At 50.1% G+C, this 18,109-nt stretch carries 17 protein-coding genes; 5 read left to right on the top strand and 12 right to left on the bottom strand.

Going from position 1 to position 18,109, the window contains the following annotated elements:
• Positions 1-4: 4 nt before the first annotated feature.
• A complete protein-coding gene (locus FPE01S_RS12690; protein WP_046369875.1) occupies positions 5-730 on the bottom strand; it encodes a TrmH family RNA methyltransferase in 726 nt (241 codons plus the stop codon).
• Positions 731-751: 21 nt separating this feature from the next.
• Here FPE01S_RS12690 and FPE01S_RS12685 point away from each other — a divergent pair, with 21 nt between their 5' ends.
• Positions 752-3,085 carry a BamA/TamA family outer membrane protein gene (locus FPE01S_RS12685; protein ID WP_157474014.1) on the top strand — a complete coding sequence of 778 codons (2,334 nt, stop codon included), beginning with the start codon at positions 752-754 and terminating at the stop codon, positions 3,083-3,085.
• Here FPE01S_RS12685 and truB read toward each other — a convergent pair.
• From truB to proS, 5 genes are all read right to left on the bottom strand, one after another.
• The gene (gene truB, locus FPE01S_RS12680) at positions 3,069-3,746 is read right to left on the bottom strand and encodes a tRNA pseudouridine(55) synthase TruB (protein ID WP_245623995.1); all 678 of its coding nucleotides are present in this window, start codon (positions 3,744-3,746) and stop codon (positions 3,069-3,071) included. The two genes, FPE01S_RS12685 and truB, sit on opposite strands and share 17 nt — an antisense overlap.
• Positions 3,733-4,845, bottom strand: coding sequence for a M48 family metallopeptidase (locus FPE01S_RS24910; protein ID WP_052955749.1), 1,113 nt, complete (start codon positions 4,843-4,845; stop codon positions 3,733-3,735). Before FPE01S_RS24910 ends, truB begins: the two co-directional genes overlap by 14 nt.
• Before the next feature lies 1 nt (position 4,846).
• Positions 4,847-5,809: a YjgN family protein gene (locus FPE01S_RS12670; protein ID WP_046369332.1), complete on the bottom strand. Its 963-nt coding sequence runs from the start codon at positions 5,807-5,809 to the stop codon at positions 4,847-4,849.
• 95 nt (positions 5,810-5,904) lie between these two features.
• Entirely contained in the window at positions 5,905-6,360 is a 456-nt protein-coding gene (locus tag FPE01S_RS12665; RefSeq protein ID WP_046369331.1) for a hypothetical protein, read from the bottom strand.
• 20 nt (positions 6,361-6,380) lie between these two features.
• On the bottom strand, positions 6,381-7,856 hold the full coding sequence (gene proS / locus FPE01S_RS12660) for a proline--tRNA ligase (RefSeq protein ID WP_046369330.1): 1,476 nt from the start codon (positions 7,854-7,856) through the stop codon (positions 6,381-6,383).
• Positions 7,857-7,977: 121 nt separating this feature from the next.
• Here proS and FPE01S_RS12655 point away from each other — a divergent pair, with 121 nt between their 5' ends.
• Together FPE01S_RS12655 and FPE01S_RS12650 are read left to right on the top strand one after the other, a co-directional pair.
• The gene (locus FPE01S_RS12655) at positions 7,978-8,838 is read left to right on the top strand and encodes a hypothetical protein (protein WP_046369329.1); all 861 of its coding nucleotides are present in this window, start codon (positions 7,978-7,980) and stop codon (positions 8,836-8,838) included.
• An 89-nt stretch (positions 8,839-8,927) separates the two neighbouring features.
• Positions 8,928-10,487, top strand: a complete 1,560-nt coding sequence (locus FPE01S_RS12650; protein ID WP_046369328.1) for an OmpP1/FadL family transporter — start codon at positions 8,928-8,930, stop codon at positions 10,485-10,487.
• Here FPE01S_RS12650 and FPE01S_RS12645 read toward each other — a convergent pair.
• The 4 genes from FPE01S_RS12645 to FPE01S_RS12630 are packed head-to-tail and all read right to left on the bottom strand — an operon-like array spanning position 10,477 to position 14,811.
• A complete protein-coding gene (locus FPE01S_RS12645; RefSeq protein ID WP_046369327.1) occupies positions 10,477-11,829 on the bottom strand; it encodes a GH1 family beta-glucosidase in 1,353 nt (450 codons plus the stop codon). The genes FPE01S_RS12650 and FPE01S_RS12645 overlap by 11 nt on opposite strands.
• A 36-nt stretch (positions 11,830-11,865) precedes the next feature.
• The gene (gene miaA, locus FPE01S_RS12640; RefSeq protein WP_046369326.1) at positions 11,866-12,780 is read right to left on the bottom strand and encodes a tRNA (adenosine(37)-N6)-dimethylallyltransferase MiaA; all 915 of its coding nucleotides are present in this window, start codon (positions 12,778-12,780) and stop codon (positions 11,866-11,868) included.
• A gap of 3 nt (positions 12,781-12,783) precedes the next feature.
• Complete coding sequence (locus FPE01S_RS12635) at positions 12,784-13,356, bottom strand: IS1096 element passenger TnpR family protein (RefSeq protein WP_046369325.1); 573 nt, start codon at positions 13,354-13,356, stop codon at positions 12,784-12,786.
• Between the two features lie 36 nt (positions 13,357-13,392).
• The gene (locus FPE01S_RS12630; RefSeq protein ID WP_046369324.1) at positions 13,393-14,811 is read right to left on the bottom strand and encodes a CCA tRNA nucleotidyltransferase; all 1,419 of its coding nucleotides are present in this window, start codon (positions 14,809-14,811) and stop codon (positions 13,393-13,395) included.
• Positions 14,812-14,850: 39 nt separating this feature from the next.
• Here FPE01S_RS12630 and FPE01S_RS12625 point away from each other — a divergent pair, with 39 nt between their 5' ends.
• Complete coding sequence (locus tag FPE01S_RS12625; RefSeq protein ID WP_046369323.1) at positions 14,851-15,306, top strand: DUF1801 domain-containing protein; 456 nt, start codon at positions 14,851-14,853, stop codon at positions 15,304-15,306.
• On the opposite strand, the gene FPE01S_RS12620 is transcribed toward FPE01S_RS12625, so the two are convergent.
• Both FPE01S_RS12620 and FPE01S_RS24905 read right to left on the bottom strand, forming a co-directional pair.
• Positions 15,275-16,285: a glycosyltransferase family 9 protein gene (locus FPE01S_RS12620; RefSeq protein WP_046369873.1), complete on the bottom strand. Its 1,011-nt coding sequence runs from the start codon at positions 16,283-16,285 to the stop codon at positions 15,275-15,277. The two genes, FPE01S_RS12625 and FPE01S_RS12620, sit on opposite strands and share 32 nt — an antisense overlap.
• Before the next feature lie 23 nt (positions 16,286-16,308).
• Positions 16,309-16,788, bottom strand: a complete 480-nt coding sequence (locus FPE01S_RS24905; RefSeq protein ID WP_052955748.1) for a hypothetical protein — start codon at positions 16,786-16,788, stop codon at positions 16,309-16,311.
• A 50-nt stretch (positions 16,789-16,838) separates the two neighbouring features.
• Between FPE01S_RS24905 and sucC the strand changes: the two genes are divergently transcribed.
• Positions 16,839-18,056: an ADP-forming succinate--CoA ligase subunit beta gene (sucC, locus tag FPE01S_RS12610; RefSeq protein WP_046369322.1), complete on the top strand. Its 1,218-nt coding sequence runs from the start codon at positions 16,839-16,841 to the stop codon at positions 18,054-18,056.
• Positions 18,057-18,109: the final 53 nt, after the last annotated feature.

Here is an 18,109-nt window from a genome sequence, read left to right as displayed (position 1 = left end):
TGCTTTATGAAGTCAGGTGCGACAACAGGATCCCGGTGGCTACGGCAGCATTGAGTGATTCTGCTTCCCCCGCCCTGGGAATGGTTACCTGGTGCTGAATGCCTTCCAGCACTTCCGGCCGGATTCCTTTTGACTCATTGCCGATCACCAGTGTAGCCGGCAACCGGGGATTCACCCCGGTCAGCGGAATGCCATCCAGTGTCGCAGCATAGTAGTTTCTGCCTGCGTTCGCTGCAATGTATTCCCGCAGGTCGGCATATTCCACTGCCACCCTTCCGATGCTGGCCATGGTACTTTGCACCACTTTCGGAGCAAAACAATCCGCCGTATCCCTGCTGCAGATGATGCTGTACACGCCAAACCAGTCCGCAATCCGGATGATGGTACCGAGATTACCGGGGTCCTGGATACCGTCCAGCAGGAGTTGCCAGTTACCCGGCGGATGGTTCCAAACAGGCTGCCTGAACAGCGCCAGCACCTGGTTGGGGGTGGTCAGAAATGAAATGCGTTCCAGTTCACCGGCTTCGATCACCTGGCTTTCTGTTACTGCCAAAGGTTGTTGGGTATCGAACCATTCCTGTGTGCCGTAAATGGCCGTGCATTGTAGTGATGACATGGCCAGCAACTCTCCCACCACTTTGGGTCCTTCCGCAACGAAAAGCTTTTCGCTATCCCTTAGTTTTTTCTGGCTTAAACTTTGGATATATTTGACCTGATTTTTTGTAATCATCATTTGATTTTTTCCGCAGCCATGTCTATACCTGTTGCCGTCAACCATACCCGGAAATTGTTTTTCGGGCTCTGCTTATGGTTGCCGCTCCTCCTCCTCGCCGGCTGCAAGGTTACCAAAAATTATCCCAAGGATAAACCCTTTGTCTATAAGACCACAGTCAAACTGAATACCCGCCTGCCCCAGGCAGAAAAATCGATATTGTTGTCCAAGCTGGAAAAACAGGTCGCAGACAGCCTTCAGTCGCGCTGGGTAACAAAATTATTTGTGAAACAGGTGCTCAACAATCCCCCTGTTTTTGACACGGCAAATGTTACACAATCCGCCATCTTCCTGAATGACCTGCTGAAAGCAAACGGTTATATCTATGGCAATATCACCTGGGATACCAGCCTTGTAATCGTTCCGAAAAAGCAGCAGCAGCGGGTTTATACCACTTTTACGGTGAATACCGGTAAGGTAATGCACGTCGATTCTGTCGGTTATGGTTTCAGGGATTCAACGCTTCAGGCACTTGCCCTGGTGAACCAGGATGCCGGCAAACTAAAGAAAGGAGATACTTATACGAAGGATAAGATCGCCCAGGAACTCGACAGGCTGCTGAACGTCTTCCGTAACAACGGTTACCTGAAGATCAGCCGGGAAGATATTTACGCAGAAGTGGATACTGTGGTAGCCGGCATCTTCGATCCGGGACTGGATCCTTTTGAACAGATCCGGTTGCTGGAAGAAATGCAGAAAAGAAGGGAAGATCCGAAGATCGATGTCCGCTTTCTGCAGCGCGGCGCCAAGAACCCCGAACACCTGCGTCAGTATTTCTTCCGCAATGTATCCATCTATCCTGACCTGCAACTGGTTCAGGATACGGTGCAGGTATTTGGTGATACTGCCCGGCGCGGCGGGGTGATGATCTACCAGAGCCGTAACCTTTTCAAACCCTCTTTCCTTGCCCGCAACAATACCATAAAGCCGGGCGCCATCTACCGGCAGGACAATGTCAACAGAACCAATAATGTATTCGGGCAAATGAGTGCCTGGAAACAGGTGGGTATCGAACTCAGACCAATTGACAGCATTGGTGTGGTGGATGCAAATATCAATATGTATCCTGCAAAACGGCGGAATATCGGTGGCGATTTTGAAGTAAGCCGCAACCAGTCAGACATCCTTACCTCAACCAACCTGTTTGGTATCGGTGTACAGTTCGGCCTGCAGGACCGTAATGTTTCACGGCAATCGGTACTGAGCAGTACCAATCTCCGTTTTGGAATTGAACTGGGTAACCAGGGACAGATCATCCAGACCTTCCAGACCAATCTCAGCCAGAGTTTTACCATCCCCAAATTTGTACTGCCCTTTAAAATCCGGGCAGACCGGTCATTGCTCGCCACCCGGACTATCCTGAATGCAACAGCAGCCTATACGGACCGGCGCGATTTCTATGCCACCAGGAGCCTGAATACCTCTATCGCCTATGATTGGGTGAACCGCAAGAACAGGAACTGGACCTATAGCCCGTTAAATATTGAATTCGTTCGGGTATACGACACCGATAGCCTCCGGAAACTATATGACAGTATCCCGAACCTGAAGAACCTGTTTAACGATGGCCTGATCATCAGCCAATACCTGATCCTCAGGAATACATGGGGAAGGGGTAATAAGTTATACAGCCTCAAAACCCAGGTGGAGGAGAGCGGTGCCATATTCGGAATGTTCCCGACGATCGACCTGCAGGGCAGGTTGTCACGGTTTGTACGGGGAGATATAGATTTCCGGTACTACGTGAACCATGACAAACACTCCTGGGCTTTCCGGATTTTTGGCGCCATGGGCGTGCCCTACGGGCAATTGCTGGACAGTACCAAGAATATTGTCAAAGAACAGACGCTGCCCTTTTATAAATCCTATTTCGCCGGGGGCCCTTCCAGTATGCGGGGTTGGCAGATCAGGCAGCTTGGACCGGGCTCTTCGAAGATCTTTGCCAACAACAACGCTGACCGCTTCGCTGATATCCAGCTGGAAGGCAATATCGAATACCGTTTTGACCTTGCAGTGGTGTTCGGAATCAAGTTAAAGAGTGCGCTGTTTACCGATTTTGGTAATATCTGGTACAGGAACAACCAGGGAGACCCGAGTCTCGATGACGCCGTTTTCAAGGTAAACAAGTTATACCGGGACCTTGCCGTGGATCTGGGAACGAGTCTGCGCCTGGACTTCAACTATTTCCTGATCCGCTTTGACTGGGCCTACAAGTTTAAGGATCCGTTTTACGCAGAACACAAGAATGGCTGGTTCTATGACATGAACCTTTTCAAAGGCCAGTTCCAGCTGGGTATCAACTATCCGTTCTGACGGCTTCCATGGGAACCGCATCTTCCACCTGAAATGCTCCGATCCGCGTGCGGCGCAGACTGCTGAGATAACCACCGCATCCGAGTGCGGCACCGAAATCATTGGCAAGGCTGCGGATATAGGTACCCGTGGAACACGTCACTTTAAAATAAACGACCGGTAATTCGATAGCGGTGATCTCAAAAGAGAAAATGGTCACCGGGCGGGGTTCCAGTTTTACTTCCTTGCCTTTCCTGGCCAGTTCATATACCCTTTGCCCGTTGATCTTGATGGCTGAATGGATGGGCGGTACCTGGAGGATCGGGCCGGTAAATGCCGCCGTTGCCTGCTCAATCATGGCCGGCGTGATGCCTTCTGTGGAAAGGAAATTCTCCGGTTCGGATTCCAGGTCAAATGTGGGAGTGGTAGCACCCAGGGTAATGCTTCCGGTATATTCCTTTTCCTGGGCCATGTATTCATTGATCTTTTTGGTAAACCTGCCGGTGCAGATGATCAGCAGACCAGTCGCAAGAGGATCCAGTGTTCCTGCATGTCCGATCTTTTTTATTTTGATCTGGTTCCGGAGTTTCCGGACCACGTCAAAGGATGTCCAGTCAAGGGGCTTATCAATCAGCAGTACTCTACCTTCTTCGTAGCTGTTGGTGGCGTTATTCTCTGTCACCGTCAATTTTTCGCGAAGGTACGTCATCCCCTACTTCTGCTTTCAGGGTTTGCCATTCTTTATCCAGTGCGGGAAGTGGCTGAGCCCGGAAACCGTGGTCACGAACAAACTGCTGTGCTTTTTCTTTTCTTTCCGCTGTAAGCGGATGGCTGCTCAGGAATCCGGGAAGATGATAATCCTTTTCCGCTTCTTTCAGCCGGTCCATCAGTTTCACCATTCCGGCTGGATCAACATGATTGGTAATCATTTTTTCCATACCCTTTTCATCAGCCTCAGATTCAAGCCCCCGGGAATAAGACAGGCTCTGAAGCGCATTGGCACGTTCAGCCACCACTGACCCCATGGATCCGAGGTCGCCGAAAACCATTGACAATAAGATGCCACCGGTCATTTGCTGCAACATATTTCTCAGGCTATGGCGCTCATTCACATGGGTGGATTCATGGCCAAGCAGGGCAACGAGTTCTTCCGGCCGCTGCATTTTTTTAAGAATACCCTTATACACCACGATATGTCCGCCGGGGATTGCAAAAGCATTGATCTCGTCTTCATCCAGAACAGTGAACTGCAATTGATATTTGTCACTCAGCTTCAGGTTGGATGCAAAGCGGGTGAGCATTGCCGTAGCATTGGTATCTACCTGTGAACCAGAGATCATGTTATCGTAAATGATCTTACCCAGTTCAGCTTCTTTTTTCGGTGAGATCAGCTGCAGTGCTACACCGGAGAGGCCTGCGACGAGCAGGAAATACAGGCCCGCCACTACAGCAGCGACCAGCAATACCAGCACAGGCAGTTTCAGCCCCGAAAGTCTTTTGACCAGACCTTTTTTTGTTTTTCCGCTTTGTATCAGTAACTCCGGCAACAACGGGTGGTCATTGGCCACATCCAGTGCCTGCGACCGGTCAGGCAGCAGGCTGAAATGGTGGTAGCTGTTGTCGTTGCTGATGAGGTGTACTTCACTATAGGGAAAAGCAGCGATAAAATGATCCTCACCGGTCTCATACAGGTGCGCACCGCCGTTGTACAGCAACAGCCTGGCCGGCCTCGGCCTGGCACCTGTACCGTCAAAATAGAAAACTGTATCGCTGTTGTTCATATCAGATAATAAATCCGAAGTCCAGCAAATCGCTGAACTCTTCACCGGTAGCATCGCTGTACGCCTCCTGTGCCTGTTCGAGTTCGTCGAATGCCACATAGCCGTTGATCAGCATGTTCCTGGTTACAAAATTAAGGGTACGTGTGGTAGCCCATGGCGTTCCCAGGCCTAATGTAAGGAAAACGATCAGCGTATTCAGCACAATCAGTTCGAAGAAATCAACCGCTTCAGCCCTGCTGTTGAAAAAGAGCGCTTTGTTTTCGCCCTGCTCCAGCCGGAGGTTATTGACAAAAAAACGGTAGAGATCCCGCTGCCACCAGAACCAATAGATTCCCAGGGTGAAGATGGTGAGGAAATACCCTTTGATATTGAGCAGGAAGAAGTCCATCCCGTCAGCATCGTAAACAAAATTGGCGTTGCCGATGCGAACATTGCTCAGCATATAGCGGCGGAGGTTCACCTGGAACCAGGCTCCGTAGATACCAAAAGTGATCAGCGTCAGGAAAAATCCTTTCAGGAAAATACCTACCAGCACTTTACGTTCACCTACATAACCGAAACGAATCCCGCGCCAGTTGCTTTTTGCCATCCGGTAGCGGTACGAACCGTGAAGGATGAAAGGCATCATCACGATGAACAGCAGGTAGAAGCACAACACACCGGTAAGAAACCAGCCCGGGTGATCCTCGCCAAACCGCATCGAAATAATAAGTGCAGCATAAAATACGAGCAGGATAAGCATCGCTTTGATGAATCCCTTGAACATTTCTTTTCCCGTACCGGTGAAACTGAAGGGACTATCTTCAAAGTATGTCTGGTTGTAGAGATAGTCGAGCGTTTTGGCCTTGGCCCAGGGATAATAAAGGCCAAGTGTCAGCATAGTGAGAATAAGATTGACCAGTTTGATGCGGAAGAGCTCGAGTCCGCTGCCCTGAAAATTGAGCTTGTAATAACGATGCTCCATAGGAAAGGTTAAGGTTTAAGTTGGTGTTTGGTTTGACCGCCATAGTTTTGGCGGCGGCGGAAAAATAACGACGGCGGAAAGAATTTAGTGTGTCGTTATTGTTCTCCGAGGCCAAGCATGGCAGCTGTTCCGGCAATAATAAAGAAAAGCAGGTAAATTCCAAGAAACACGATCATGAGTATTCCTATATAGCGGAAAAATGCATGCAGGCGCTGAAAAGAGTCCCGCAGTACCCCTATATCCTTTTGCCGTGATGCCCGGATTGCTGTACGGGAAAACCGGTATAATAACCACACGGGAAAAATATAGAGCATGGCGATGACGGGTGAGCTCCATCCGAAATACATCGCCATGCTGATCATGTCTTTATTGATGCCCTGTATCCTGGGGGTAAAATAGGCCAGCCGAAGCGCCCATACTGCTGCAAACAACATAATGGCCAGCAAGGCAAACCCGATCCAGGCAAGAAATCTTGCCCATTTCGCTGCGGCATGATAGGCTTCCCAGCCGTCTTGCGCGAGATGTGGTTGCTGATCCTGTTGTTCGGTCATAACGGGGTGGGTCAGTTCGATCAATAAGCCCGGGCAAACAGTACCCTTTGCGTACTGGGTTTGCCACTGAAGATACAGGTGCCGTTTGCCTGTGGATTGTTCAGCGGGATGCAACGGATAGTTGCCTTGGTTTTCTCTTTGATCGCTTCCTCCGTTTCGGCGGTGCCATCCCAATGCGCAGAGAGAAAACCTCCTTTGGTATCGAGCAGGGTCTCGAATTCTTCCCAGGTGTTTACTTCTGTGATCACACTGTCGCGGTAACCCTTCGCCTTATTGTACATATGGAGCTGAATCTCCTCCAGCAATGTCTTCACATAAAATGCAAGACCTTCCATGGAAACGGAGCTCTTTTCGCGGGTGTCACGGCGGGCAATTTCAACAACATTGTTTTCAATATCCCGCTGGCCGATGGCGATGCGCACCGGCACTCCACGTTTTTCATATTCAGCGAATTTCCAGCCGGGACGATTATTGTCGCTGTCGTCATATTTAACAGAAATGCCCAATTCACGGAGCGACTGGATAACCGGTCTGACGGTGTTGTCGATAAAGCCTTTCTGCTCATCACCTTTGAAAATGGGCACGATGACCACCTGCAAGGGAGCGATCCGGGGAGGAAGAATAAGGCCTTCGTCATCACTGTGGGCCATCACCAGTGCGCCAATCAGGCGGGTACTTACGCCCCAGCTGGTGGCCCACACATATTCCTGTTTGTTATGCGTATTGAGAAATTTAACGTCAAATGCCTTCGCGAAATTCTGCCCGAGGAAATGGGAGGTACCGGCCTGCAATGCCTTACCATCCTGCATCATGGCTTCGATACAGTAAGTGTCTTCTGCACCCGCAAAACGTTCAGATGCGGTCTTCACACCCTTAATAACGGGTACGGCCATATAGTTCTCCACGAAATCGGCATATACATCAAGCATCCGGCGGGTCTCTTCAATCGCCTCATCCTTGCTGGCATGGGCAGTGTGGCCTTCCTGCCACAGGAATTCTGCCGTTCTCAGAAAGAGTCGCGTACGCATTTCCCAGCGGACCACATTGGCCCACTGGTTGATCAGCAGCGGCAGGTCGCGGTAACTCTGGATCCAGTCTTTATATGTATTCCAGATGATCGTTTCCGAGGTAGGCCGGATGATCAGCTCCTCTTCGAGTTTGGATTCCGGATCCACCACAACGCCATTGCCGTTAGGATCGTTCATGAGGCGGTAATGGGTAACCACCGCACATTCCTTGGCAAAACCCTCCACGTGGGCTGCCTCTTTTGAAAGGAAGCTTTTGGGAATAAACAGCGGAAAATAGGCATTCACGTGACCGGTTTCCTTAAACATGCGGTCGAGCTGGTCGCGCATATTCTCCCACAGTCCAAACCCATAAGGTTTAATTACCATACAACCGCGAACAGCAGAATTTTCTGCAAGTCCGCCTTTTATGATCAGGTCATTATACCATTGGGCGTAGTCTTCGTTCCGGCTGGTGATCTCTTTGCTCATGCTAAGTAGTTGGTTTTTAACAATTGGCTTGCAACATTCCGTTATGAAACACTGTCTTATCTTTGTACTTTTATACAGCGAACGCAAAAGTAATTTTTTCAAACCATTAATTAGCTGGGGTATGAAACTCAAATTTTCCGGTTGGTTGGCAGGTATCGGCCTGGTTGCCTTAAGCAGCTGCTCAGGAGTGTATAAATCCGCGCAGACGCCGGATGACGTTTATTATTCTCCCGGTAAGCCGGCGATCGCAAAGGCTTCATCCCAACAAAACAATAATCAGCAGGAATACCTGGAAACCAATTCCAGGAGGGGTAACCGCTCTGTTGACAATGGATACGGCGACTACTCTTACCGCGACGATCAGTACCTGCGCATGATGATTTCCAGCGGACGTTATTCAAATAGTTACTACAATGACTATTACTATAACGGCGGTATGGGAATGGCTGATCCATGGATGGTAAACAACTGGAGATGGAACAGCTACATGACCTGGAATGCAGGTTTTGCCAGCCCTTATAATAGCATGTGGTACTGGAACAGCTTTTATAATCCATACTATTACGCTGGCTACAGTCCTTACTGCTACAACCCCATTTATGTGGTACCGGGAAAGGGCGGCAGCTACGAAACTTTTGTACGGCCGAGCCGTCCAGTATCGTCGTTCGCAATGGGCAGTTACCTGAACACCAATGGTGCGAACCTGGGCAACTCCTATCGTCCCGGCCGTACTTACTCCAGCTCCTTTAACAACTCCAACAACCGCAACGGTTCGTATTATAATACCAATAACAACAGTCGTCGTTCCGGCTATGGCCAGACCAGCGAAAGCTATAACAGCAGCTATGACCGGCCGAACAGAAGTTATACGCCTTCTTCTTCCAACAACAGCAGCTCATCCGGATCGCGGAGCAGCTCTGGAGGCAGCAGTGGCAGCAGTGGCGGTGGCGGCGTAAGCCGGCCGGCCCGTACAGGACATTAAGATGGACGGTTACAGACCAACAGAGGAAACAAACGCTTGTTCTATAGAGTTGTTTCCTCTTTTTTTTACAATAAGCGATTAACAGCAGCATGCAGAACAGGAAAGGTTTTTTGATTGCAGCCATGAGTGTAGTATACCTGAACACTTATGCCCAGGTACCCGAAGACGCCCTCAGAACTTCCTGGACTACTCCCAACGGAACGGCCCGTAACCAGGCGATCGGAGGTGCAGGTGGTTCACTTGGAGGTGATATCAGTTCCAATTACATCAACCCCGCCGGGCTCGGCCTGTACAAAACCAACGAATTTGTACTGTCGCCCGGTTTCAGTTTTTTCAATAACAATTCCAATTACCGCGAAACAAAGACCAGTCAGTCCGGTTCCGGTTTCCAGTTCGGCACTACCGGTTTTGTATTTGGCATGCCCGACCGGTACAATCCGAATAAGAGTACGGCATTCAGCTTTGCCGTTAACAGAACGGCTGATTTCCGCAACAGGGTAACCTACCAGGGCCAGAACGACTACAGCTCCTTTACTGAAGCCTATGCTGCCGAAATCAGCGCTTCCGGCCTCAGCATCGAAGACGCACTGAACAGCAACAGCATTTCTTTCCCGGCAAGGATGGCTTTATACACCTACCTGGTAGATACACTGACAACACCCGGTCGCGGTACCGAAGTTGTCGGTACACCTTTGCGCTATGCCTACCTGAATGATACCGCATTCCTGCTGAACCAGCGGAATGATGTTGAAACAAAGGGAGGCATTACAGAGATTGCCGTGAGTTTTGCCGGAAACAGCAAGGACAAATTCTACTGGGGCGTCAGCCTGGGTATTCCCATTCTCAATTATGAAAAGACCAGCGTATATACGGAAGAGGACGCCAGCAACAATACAGAAAGCTACTTTAAAAACGCTGAACTCAGGGAAACGGCTACCAGCAAAGGCGCTGGTATCAACCTGAAACTGGGAATGATCTTTAAGCCTGTAAATGCCTTGCGCCTGGGTCTCGCCATACATACGCCAACCTGGTATGCGCTGAAGGAAACCTATGATGCAAGCATGTACGCAGACCTGGAAAATTATAATGCCCCCAGCACTGTTGATGTAAAAACCCTGAATGGCGGTTACCTCCCCGAATACAAATACGACATGGTATCTCCCTGGCATTTACTTGTCAGCGGATCATGGGTATTCAATGCAGTGGAAGACACCAAACTACAAAGGGGATTCATTACTGCTGACCTGGAATACGTCACTTATGGCAGCAACCGTTTTCACAGCGGCGACGAAGAGGACGCCAGTTCCGATGAATACTACAACGCCGTGAACAAAACAATGAAGGAAATTTACAAAGGCGCCATCAATGCCAGGATTGGCGGCGAGATGAAATTCAATACGCTGATGGCACGTGCGGGTTTCGCATTTTATGGCAATCCCTATGACGACAGCAACCTCGACGGCAACCGGATGTTTATCAGCGGCGGACTCGGATACCGCAACAAAGGTTTCTTCGTGGATCTTTCCTATTCACAGCGTATAACCAAAGACGTGAATTTTCCCTACCGGCTCCCTGACAAAGCGAACACTTATGCCAGTGTGGACGGCAGCGGCGGAACAGTAATGGCTACTGTTGGGATCAAGTTCTGATGGTCTGCATACTAAGGAAATCGCGCCACCAGTAACCCGAATCTTTTACCGTGCGCAACTGCGTTTTGAAATCTACATGTACCAGGCCGAAACGGGCCTCATAGCCCTCTGCCCATTCGAAATTATCCATCAGGGTCCAGGCAAAATAACCACCGATATTGACCCCTTCTTTTTTCGCCTGTAACAATGCTGCAAGGTGGCTCTGGTAATAGGCGGTTCGTTCAGCATCAGCGATCCGGCCCTGGTGCAGGGTATCTTTGAAGGCAGCGCCGTTTTCGGTGATCATCAACTGGCGGATGGCACCGTACTTCCAGAACTTTTTAATTATCCGGTGAAATGCACCCGGGTTGATTTCCCAACCCATGGCAGTATGCGGAACCTTGCGCTGAACGGGTTTCACTTCGGTTGCCTGTATCAGCGGCATAAATCCCTGGTGTCTGACCGTTACCGGAAAGTAATTCTGAAGTCCGATAAAATCCATATCAAAATGCATCCGTTCCTGGTATTTCCAGCTGAGGTTCTGCCTGACCAGTTTATCCATCAGCCCTTTATCATCCTCGGGAAAACCTTTGCCCAGTAAGGGCTCAATCAGCAACCGGTTTAACAGGAGATCGATTCTTGCAGCAGCGGTCCTGTCTTCCGGTCTTTCGCTGTAAGGCACTACTTCAGAGCAGGAAAATGTTGTACCGATCACGGCATGTGGTACAAATTCCCGCAATACCCTGCCGCCATCCCCCTGGGCCAGTGCAGCATGGTGTACGGTTCGGAGAAAATCATCCAGGCTTTTTTTACCGGGAGCGTGTTTTCCCAGCATATACCCCAGTGACGTAAAGCCCACGGGCTCATTCAGAACGATCCAGTGCTTTACCTTATCCCCAAAGGCTTTTGCGCAGATCTTGGTAAAGTGGCGGAACCACCGGTTGATCAGCGGACTCGCCCAGCCTCCCTCCTGCTGGAGACGCTGGGGAAGATCCCAGTGATACAACGTAATGAAAGGAGTGACCCCAAGACGCAGGCATTCATCAATCACCGCATGATAAAACTGCAAGCCCGCAGGATTCGGTTTACCGGTGCCGTCAGGCAGTAGCCGGGACCAGGAAATGGAAAACCGGAAGCAGTTAAAACCCAGTGCCTTTACAAGCAGAATATCATCTTTGTAACGGTGATAAAAATCGCAGGCGGGACTGGTTTTGCCTCCCTTTTTTATTACACCCTGTCTTCTGACAAAACTATCCCAGATCGAAGGGCTCCTTCCACCCTCAGCGATGGCGCCTTCATTTTGTGCAGCAGATATTGCGACCCCCCAGTAAAAATTCTGACCGAATGCATTGGCATTTATCATGGGTCACGAAGCTCGGTGCTTTCAGCAATTGCAATATTAAGGAATTGTGAATTCAGGAAATGGCTTGCCCCAGGTCACTTCCGGATCTTTACGGAACCAGGTAAGCTGTCGCTTGGCATAATGCCTCGTGTTTTGTTTGATCAGGTGAACTGCTTCATCCAGGCTGATATTTCCGAAAAGGTGCGCGATCATCTCGGTGTACCCTACGGTGCGGAGCGCATTCGGCACCTCCTTTCCGGGTTCCAGTGCAAACAGGCTGACCAGGTCTTTCACTTCCTGTAACAATCCGGCTTCCATCATCAGGTCAACACGACGGTTAATGCGTTTGTAGAGTTCGGGACGTGGCAGGTCCAGTCCCAGTTTGACGATATCGAAAGGTCTTTGCGCTTTGGTACCGCGCTGGAAAGTCCGGATGCTTTGACCCGTACTTTGATAAACCTCCAGCGCCCGCATCAACCGCTGGGGGTTCTGAATATCACCGTCGGCAAACCAGGCCGGATCCGCTTGTTTGACCTGCTCCTGCAGCCATAGCAGGCCTTCCACTTCATATTGTTTAATAATGCCTGCCCGAATGGCCGGATCGGCAGCCGGAATATCATCGAGACCATCGGCAAAAGCTTTTACATAAAGCCCTGTGCCGCCGGCCATCACTACTACCCTGTACTTTGTGAATAATGCTGCTGCCTTTCCCAGCGCAAATGCTGCAAAATCGGCAGCAGTCAGGTTTTCCAGCAGACTATGGGAAGCAATAAAATGGTGCGGCACTGCAGCCAGTTCAGCTGGAGAAGGACGCGCAACCCCGATCGAGAGTTCCCTGTAACACTGCCTGGAGTCTGCAGATATGATCTCCGTTCCGTAGAGGCCTGCCAGTTCCACGGCTACCGCTGTCTTTCCAACACCGGTAGGTCCTACCACGATGATCACAAGGTCCCTATGCCGGTCTCTATTCACTGATCAGATTTCTTCTTCGCCCTCGCTTCCGTAATCCACTGCGTCTTCTGCATCAGATTGCCCATCGTCGTCATCCCCTTCCGTTCCGAAACCTTCGGCACCGGATTGCAGGTCATATTTTTCTTCCATTTCGGTAAGCTTGTCACCTACCAGCCCCTTTGTTCCATATTGTGAAGGCGCTATTCCTTCCACCCTGACGGTGGCGGGATAATCAACCTTGGGGTTCTCTTCTTTCGATACGTTGATCAGTTCCACCAGGAAAACCCAGTTGCGGTTGAAATCGTACTGGTAAATGAACTTCTCGTTGGGATTGGAGATCTCTGTACCGATTGCAGTTTCCGCCATCAATAATGGCTCGACCTTGTACGGCTTCTGATATTTTTCCAGGGTTATCTCCCTGCCACGCTGCCAGCTGTCATTACTGCGATAAAAAGTAGCTGCATGTTTATTGTCGAATTCATAGGCTTTCAGGATCGCCTGATGCAGGTCCAGAAAATGCTGCTTATGCCTGATGGCAATGTCGCGGTAAACACTGTCGTCTTCTTCAAAATAGATCCGGAACTTCAGAATAGCCATGGTTGTTGTTCGATTTGAAACTAAAATACAATTCTTTTAGAGAACGGGTTGGAGGTTGAACTCGGTTGCTTTTTTCATCATCAATTCGTATGCCGCATCGTAATTGTTCTGAATATCTCCATCAAGAATAGCCTCGCGGATCGCATTTTTGATCTCCCCCACTATTCTTCCGGGTGGCAGGCCAAAGGTTGTCATAATGATCTCTCCCGTGATCGGCGGTTGCCAGTTGCGGATCTTGTCTTTTTCCTCCACTTCGTGCAAACGTTCCCGCACAAGGTTAAAATTTTCCAGGAACCGTTTCACTTTTACCCGGTTTTTGGAAGTAATATCCGCACTGCACAATAACATAAGGTCGTCGATTTCTTCTCCTGCATCATACAGCAGCCTGCGGATAGCGCTATCCGTTATATTGTCCTTGGTCAGGCTGATAGGCCGCAGATGGAGTTCCACCAGCTTGCGGACATACCGCATTTTTTCATTCTGCGGCAGTTTCATTTTCGCGAATATGCGGGGCACCATCCGGCCACCCACCACTTCGTGGCCATGAAATGTCCACCCATGACCCGCCTCAAATTTCTTCGTCGGTGGTTTCCCGATATCATGCAGCAATGCCGCCCAACGCAGCCACAGATCGTCGGTATGCCTGGAAATATTGTCTACCACCTGTAGCGTGTGATAAAAATTGTCTTTGTGGCCCATGCCGTCAATATATTCTGCGCCGGCAAGGTCCACCATCTGGGGGAAAATGATATGCATGAGCCCCGACCGGTACAACAGGTCAAGACCGACTGATGGCTGCCTGCTGCTCAGTATTTTATTGAATTCTTCTGTGATCCGCTCCTGGGAAATTATTTTGATCCTGTCTACCTGCAGGCAGATGCCATCCCATGTGCGCTGTTCAATCACGAATCCCAGCTGTGAAGCAAACCTGATGGCACGCAGCATCCGCAGCGGATCGTCACTGAAGGTCTGTGACGGATCAAGCGGTGTTCTGATCACCTTGCCGGCGAGATCCTGTACACCGTCAAACGGATCGATCAGTTTCCCCAGGTCATTTTCATTCAGGCTGACGGCCATGGCATTGATCGTAAAATCCCGGCGCAGCTGATCTTCTTCAAGTGTACCCGGTAAAACCTCGGGATTGCGGCTATGGTACCGGTAGGATTCCTTACGGGCACCAACAAACTCCACTTCAAAACCATCCAGGCGGATGGACGCTGTTCCAAAATTTTTATAAAAGGCAACTATAGGCCGTGGGTGAAACCGGTCCGCAACTTTATGGGCAAGTGCAATGCCATCGCCCACGCATACGATATCCGCATCCTTAGAAGGGCGGCCCAATAGTTTATCTCTCACAAAACCACCCACGAGGTATGCCGGAACTTCGATCTCGGCAGCCGCGTGCGCAATCTTCTTGATGAGGAACAATTCTCTTTCGGTGCATTGGATATCCATGGAGGGGCAAAGGTAAGAATTCTGTATTTTAGTACTGCTATGGCCGGTTCAACTTCATCTACTCCTGATCAATATATCAATGAACTGCCGCAAGACCGGCAGGAAACCGTCCGCAGGTTAAGGGCTGCGATCCTGGATCATCTCCCCGAAGGCTTTAAGGAAGTGATGGGATATGGTATGATCGGCTATGTGGTTCCGCACAGTCTATATCCGGATGGATATCATGTATCGCCTGAACAGCCCCTGCCTTTTATGTGCCTTGCCGCCCAGAAGAATTTCTATGCAGTGTATCATATGGGACTTTATGGCGATCCTGTATTGCTGGACTGGTTCAGAAAATCCTATGCAGCTACCGGCTGGAAGCTGGATATGGGGAAAAGCTGCATCCGTTTCAAAGATTCCGCGAAGATCCCCTATGCACTGATCAGTGAACTGTGTGAAAAAATATCCGTAAAGGACTGGATCACGCAGTATGAAAAAAACCTCCGGAAGTGAGCAGCTGCTCATCCCGGATATCCAGTGCGCATTTGAAATGCCCCTGCGGACAGGCAGCCCTGCCATGGAGACCGCAAGGACGGCATGCCAGCGGATATTCAATTTCAACGATCGACTGCTGGTCACTCAGGGGACCAAATCCGAATGCCGGAATCGTGGAACAGAAAACAGCGGTTACAGGGGCATTGACAGCCGAGGCAAAATGCATTGGGGCAGAATCATTGACGTAATTCATCCGGGCATGCTCCATCAGTGCGATGGATTCCAGGAAACTCAGTTTGCCGCAAAGCGATTCCATGTTCTCCCTGCCTGTTCCGGATATGATCTCGTCTGCCAAAGAAGCATCCCCCGGTGCACCAACAATGTATACACGCAGGTCAGCCGGAAGTTTTTTCAGAAACGGAATCCATTTAACTGCCGGATATTGTTTGGTAAACCAAACCGAAGCCGGGGCAATAACAATATAATTGCCCTTTCGGTAACGCATGATCCGCTCATGATCAGCCGCTGCCGGATACAGCCTGGGTTTATACGCGACATTGTCCGTAAACGCAGCGATAAGATCATTACAGCGTTCGATCTCGTGTTTGGGAGCGGCTGTCGTGCTGACGATATGGGGTATGCGACGGTCAAAGAAATTACTGAGCGGATTCTTATCATAACCGATACGCTCTTTTGCGCCGGAAAGGACAGTCAGCAATCCCGTTGCTGCAAACCGCTGGACATTGATCACCTTGTCATATTTTTTTGCACGGATGACCTTCAGCAGCCTGAAAAGATCCCGGTATTTTCCGGCCTTCTTATCCCATACCAACACCTCATCTAAAAAAGGATGTCCTGCCAGCAGCGATTCATTGCCCTTTCGCACTAAATAATCCAGCTGTGCATCCGGGAAAAAATGATGTAGTTTTTCCAGGATGCCGGTAGCAAGAACCACGTCTCCGATAAATGCAGTTTGTATGACCAGGAATTTCGGCATGGTGCGAAGATAATCCGGCACGATCATTCGAAAGATCTCACCAGGTAACCTTGTCTTAACAATTCAACCCCGCTAGCCGGAGCATGGCCTGCATATTGCGCCATAACGCCGGCATCTGCCTCCAGCAGCACGAGTGCCCGACGGAAGCGTTTCAACAGGTGAAAACTGAATGTGTCTTTGCTTAGGGCCACCGGAATGGAGCCATCGCTGTTCAGCCAGGCATCGGCGACCTGCAATACTCCGGAAAACCGGAATGCTGTTGCGGGTGGTGCTTCTCTCAGCTGATCCGCCACGGAAAGATCCAGTGCGCTGATATACTGCAGGAGATCCCGCTCCTCCGCCAGTAAAAGTACCGGGTTCCGGGCACCGGGTGCCAGCCGGTCAGCAGCTTCCTCATTGCCGGCATCCACGGCCAGCAGGATGCCCGCGGCTGTTGGCAGTGCAACAGCATCGCCCAGGGAGAGCGCTTTGAGCGCTGATTCCAATGTTTCGTTGAAGTCCATCGTCGGCAAAGTTTTCCTTTTCCCCTATCTTCGCCCAAATTTTTTCCTCTATGAACTTGCATGAATATCAAGCAAAGGAATTACTGAAGAAGTATAATGTACCGGTGCAGGAAGGGATTGCCTGCAACACACCCGGTGAAGCAGAAGAAGCTTACCGCCAGATCCATACCCAGTACGGCAGCAAATTTGCCGTAGTAAAAGCCCAGATTCATGCAGGTGGCCGTGGCAAGGGAAAGATCAAAGGAACTGAACAACGCGGTGTAGCCGTTGGCAAATCAGCAGAAGATATTAAAAATATTGCTCAGAACATCCTGGGTGGAACACTCATCACCATCCAGACCGGCGAAGCAGGAAAAGTGGTGAACAAGGTACTGGTAGCACAGGACGTCTACTACGAAGGGGCCAACCCTGTAAAGGAGTTTTACCTTTCCGTACTCCTTGACCGCTCCAAAGGCATGAACGTGATCATGTACAGCACTGAAGGCGGTATGGACATTGAAGAGGTGGCGCACAACACCCCTGACAAAATCTTTAAAGAGTGGGTTCACCCCTCTGGCGGACTGCAACCGTTCCAGGCCCGCAAGATTGCATTTAACCTGGGGCTGAGCGGGGAAGCATTCAAGAATTGTGTGAAATTTGTAACTAACCTGTATAATGCGTATATCGGACTGGATTGCGCCATGCTGGAGATCAACCCGCTTTTCAAAACTTCCGACGAAAAGATCATTGCCGTTGACTGCAAAATGAATATCGATGACAATTCCCTCACCCGTCATCCTGACCTCGCTGCCATGCGTGATATCTCAGAAGAAGACCCCACGGAAGTAGAAGCCGGCAAATACAACCTCAACTTTGTAAAACTTGACGGCAACGTAGGCTGCATGGTGAATGGTGCCGGGCTCGCCATGGCGACCATGGATATCATCAAACTCAGCGGTGGTGAACCTGCCAACTTCCTGGACGTGGGCGGTACTGCCAACGCACAAACGGTCGAGGCCGGATTTCGCATTATTCTGAAAGACCCTAAAGTGAAGGCGATCCTGATCAACATTTTTGGTGGTCTGGTACGTTGCGACAGGGTGGCTGCCGGAGTTATCGAAGCTTACCAAAGCATGGAAGAAATCAAAGTACCCATTATTGTAAGGCTGCAGGGTACCAATGCCGCTGAAGGCAAAAAACTGCTTGACGAAAGCGGATTGAAGGTTCAAAGTGCTATCCTTCTCAGCGAGGCAGCCGACCTGGTTAACAAAGCGGTAACAGCTGCCTGATTTCAGTTGGCTTAACTTATACGGGCTGCTTGTAAAGCAGCCCTTTTTTTGGC

This window comes from Flavihumibacter petaseus NBRC 106054 (assembly GCF_000974785.1).
Classification (GTDB): Bacteria; Bacteroidota; Bacteroidia; order Chitinophagales; family Chitinophagaceae; genus Flavihumibacter; species Flavihumibacter petaseus.
Note: the sequence above shows the minus strand (reverse complement) of the source record. Positions and strands in the feature narration are given on the sequence as shown.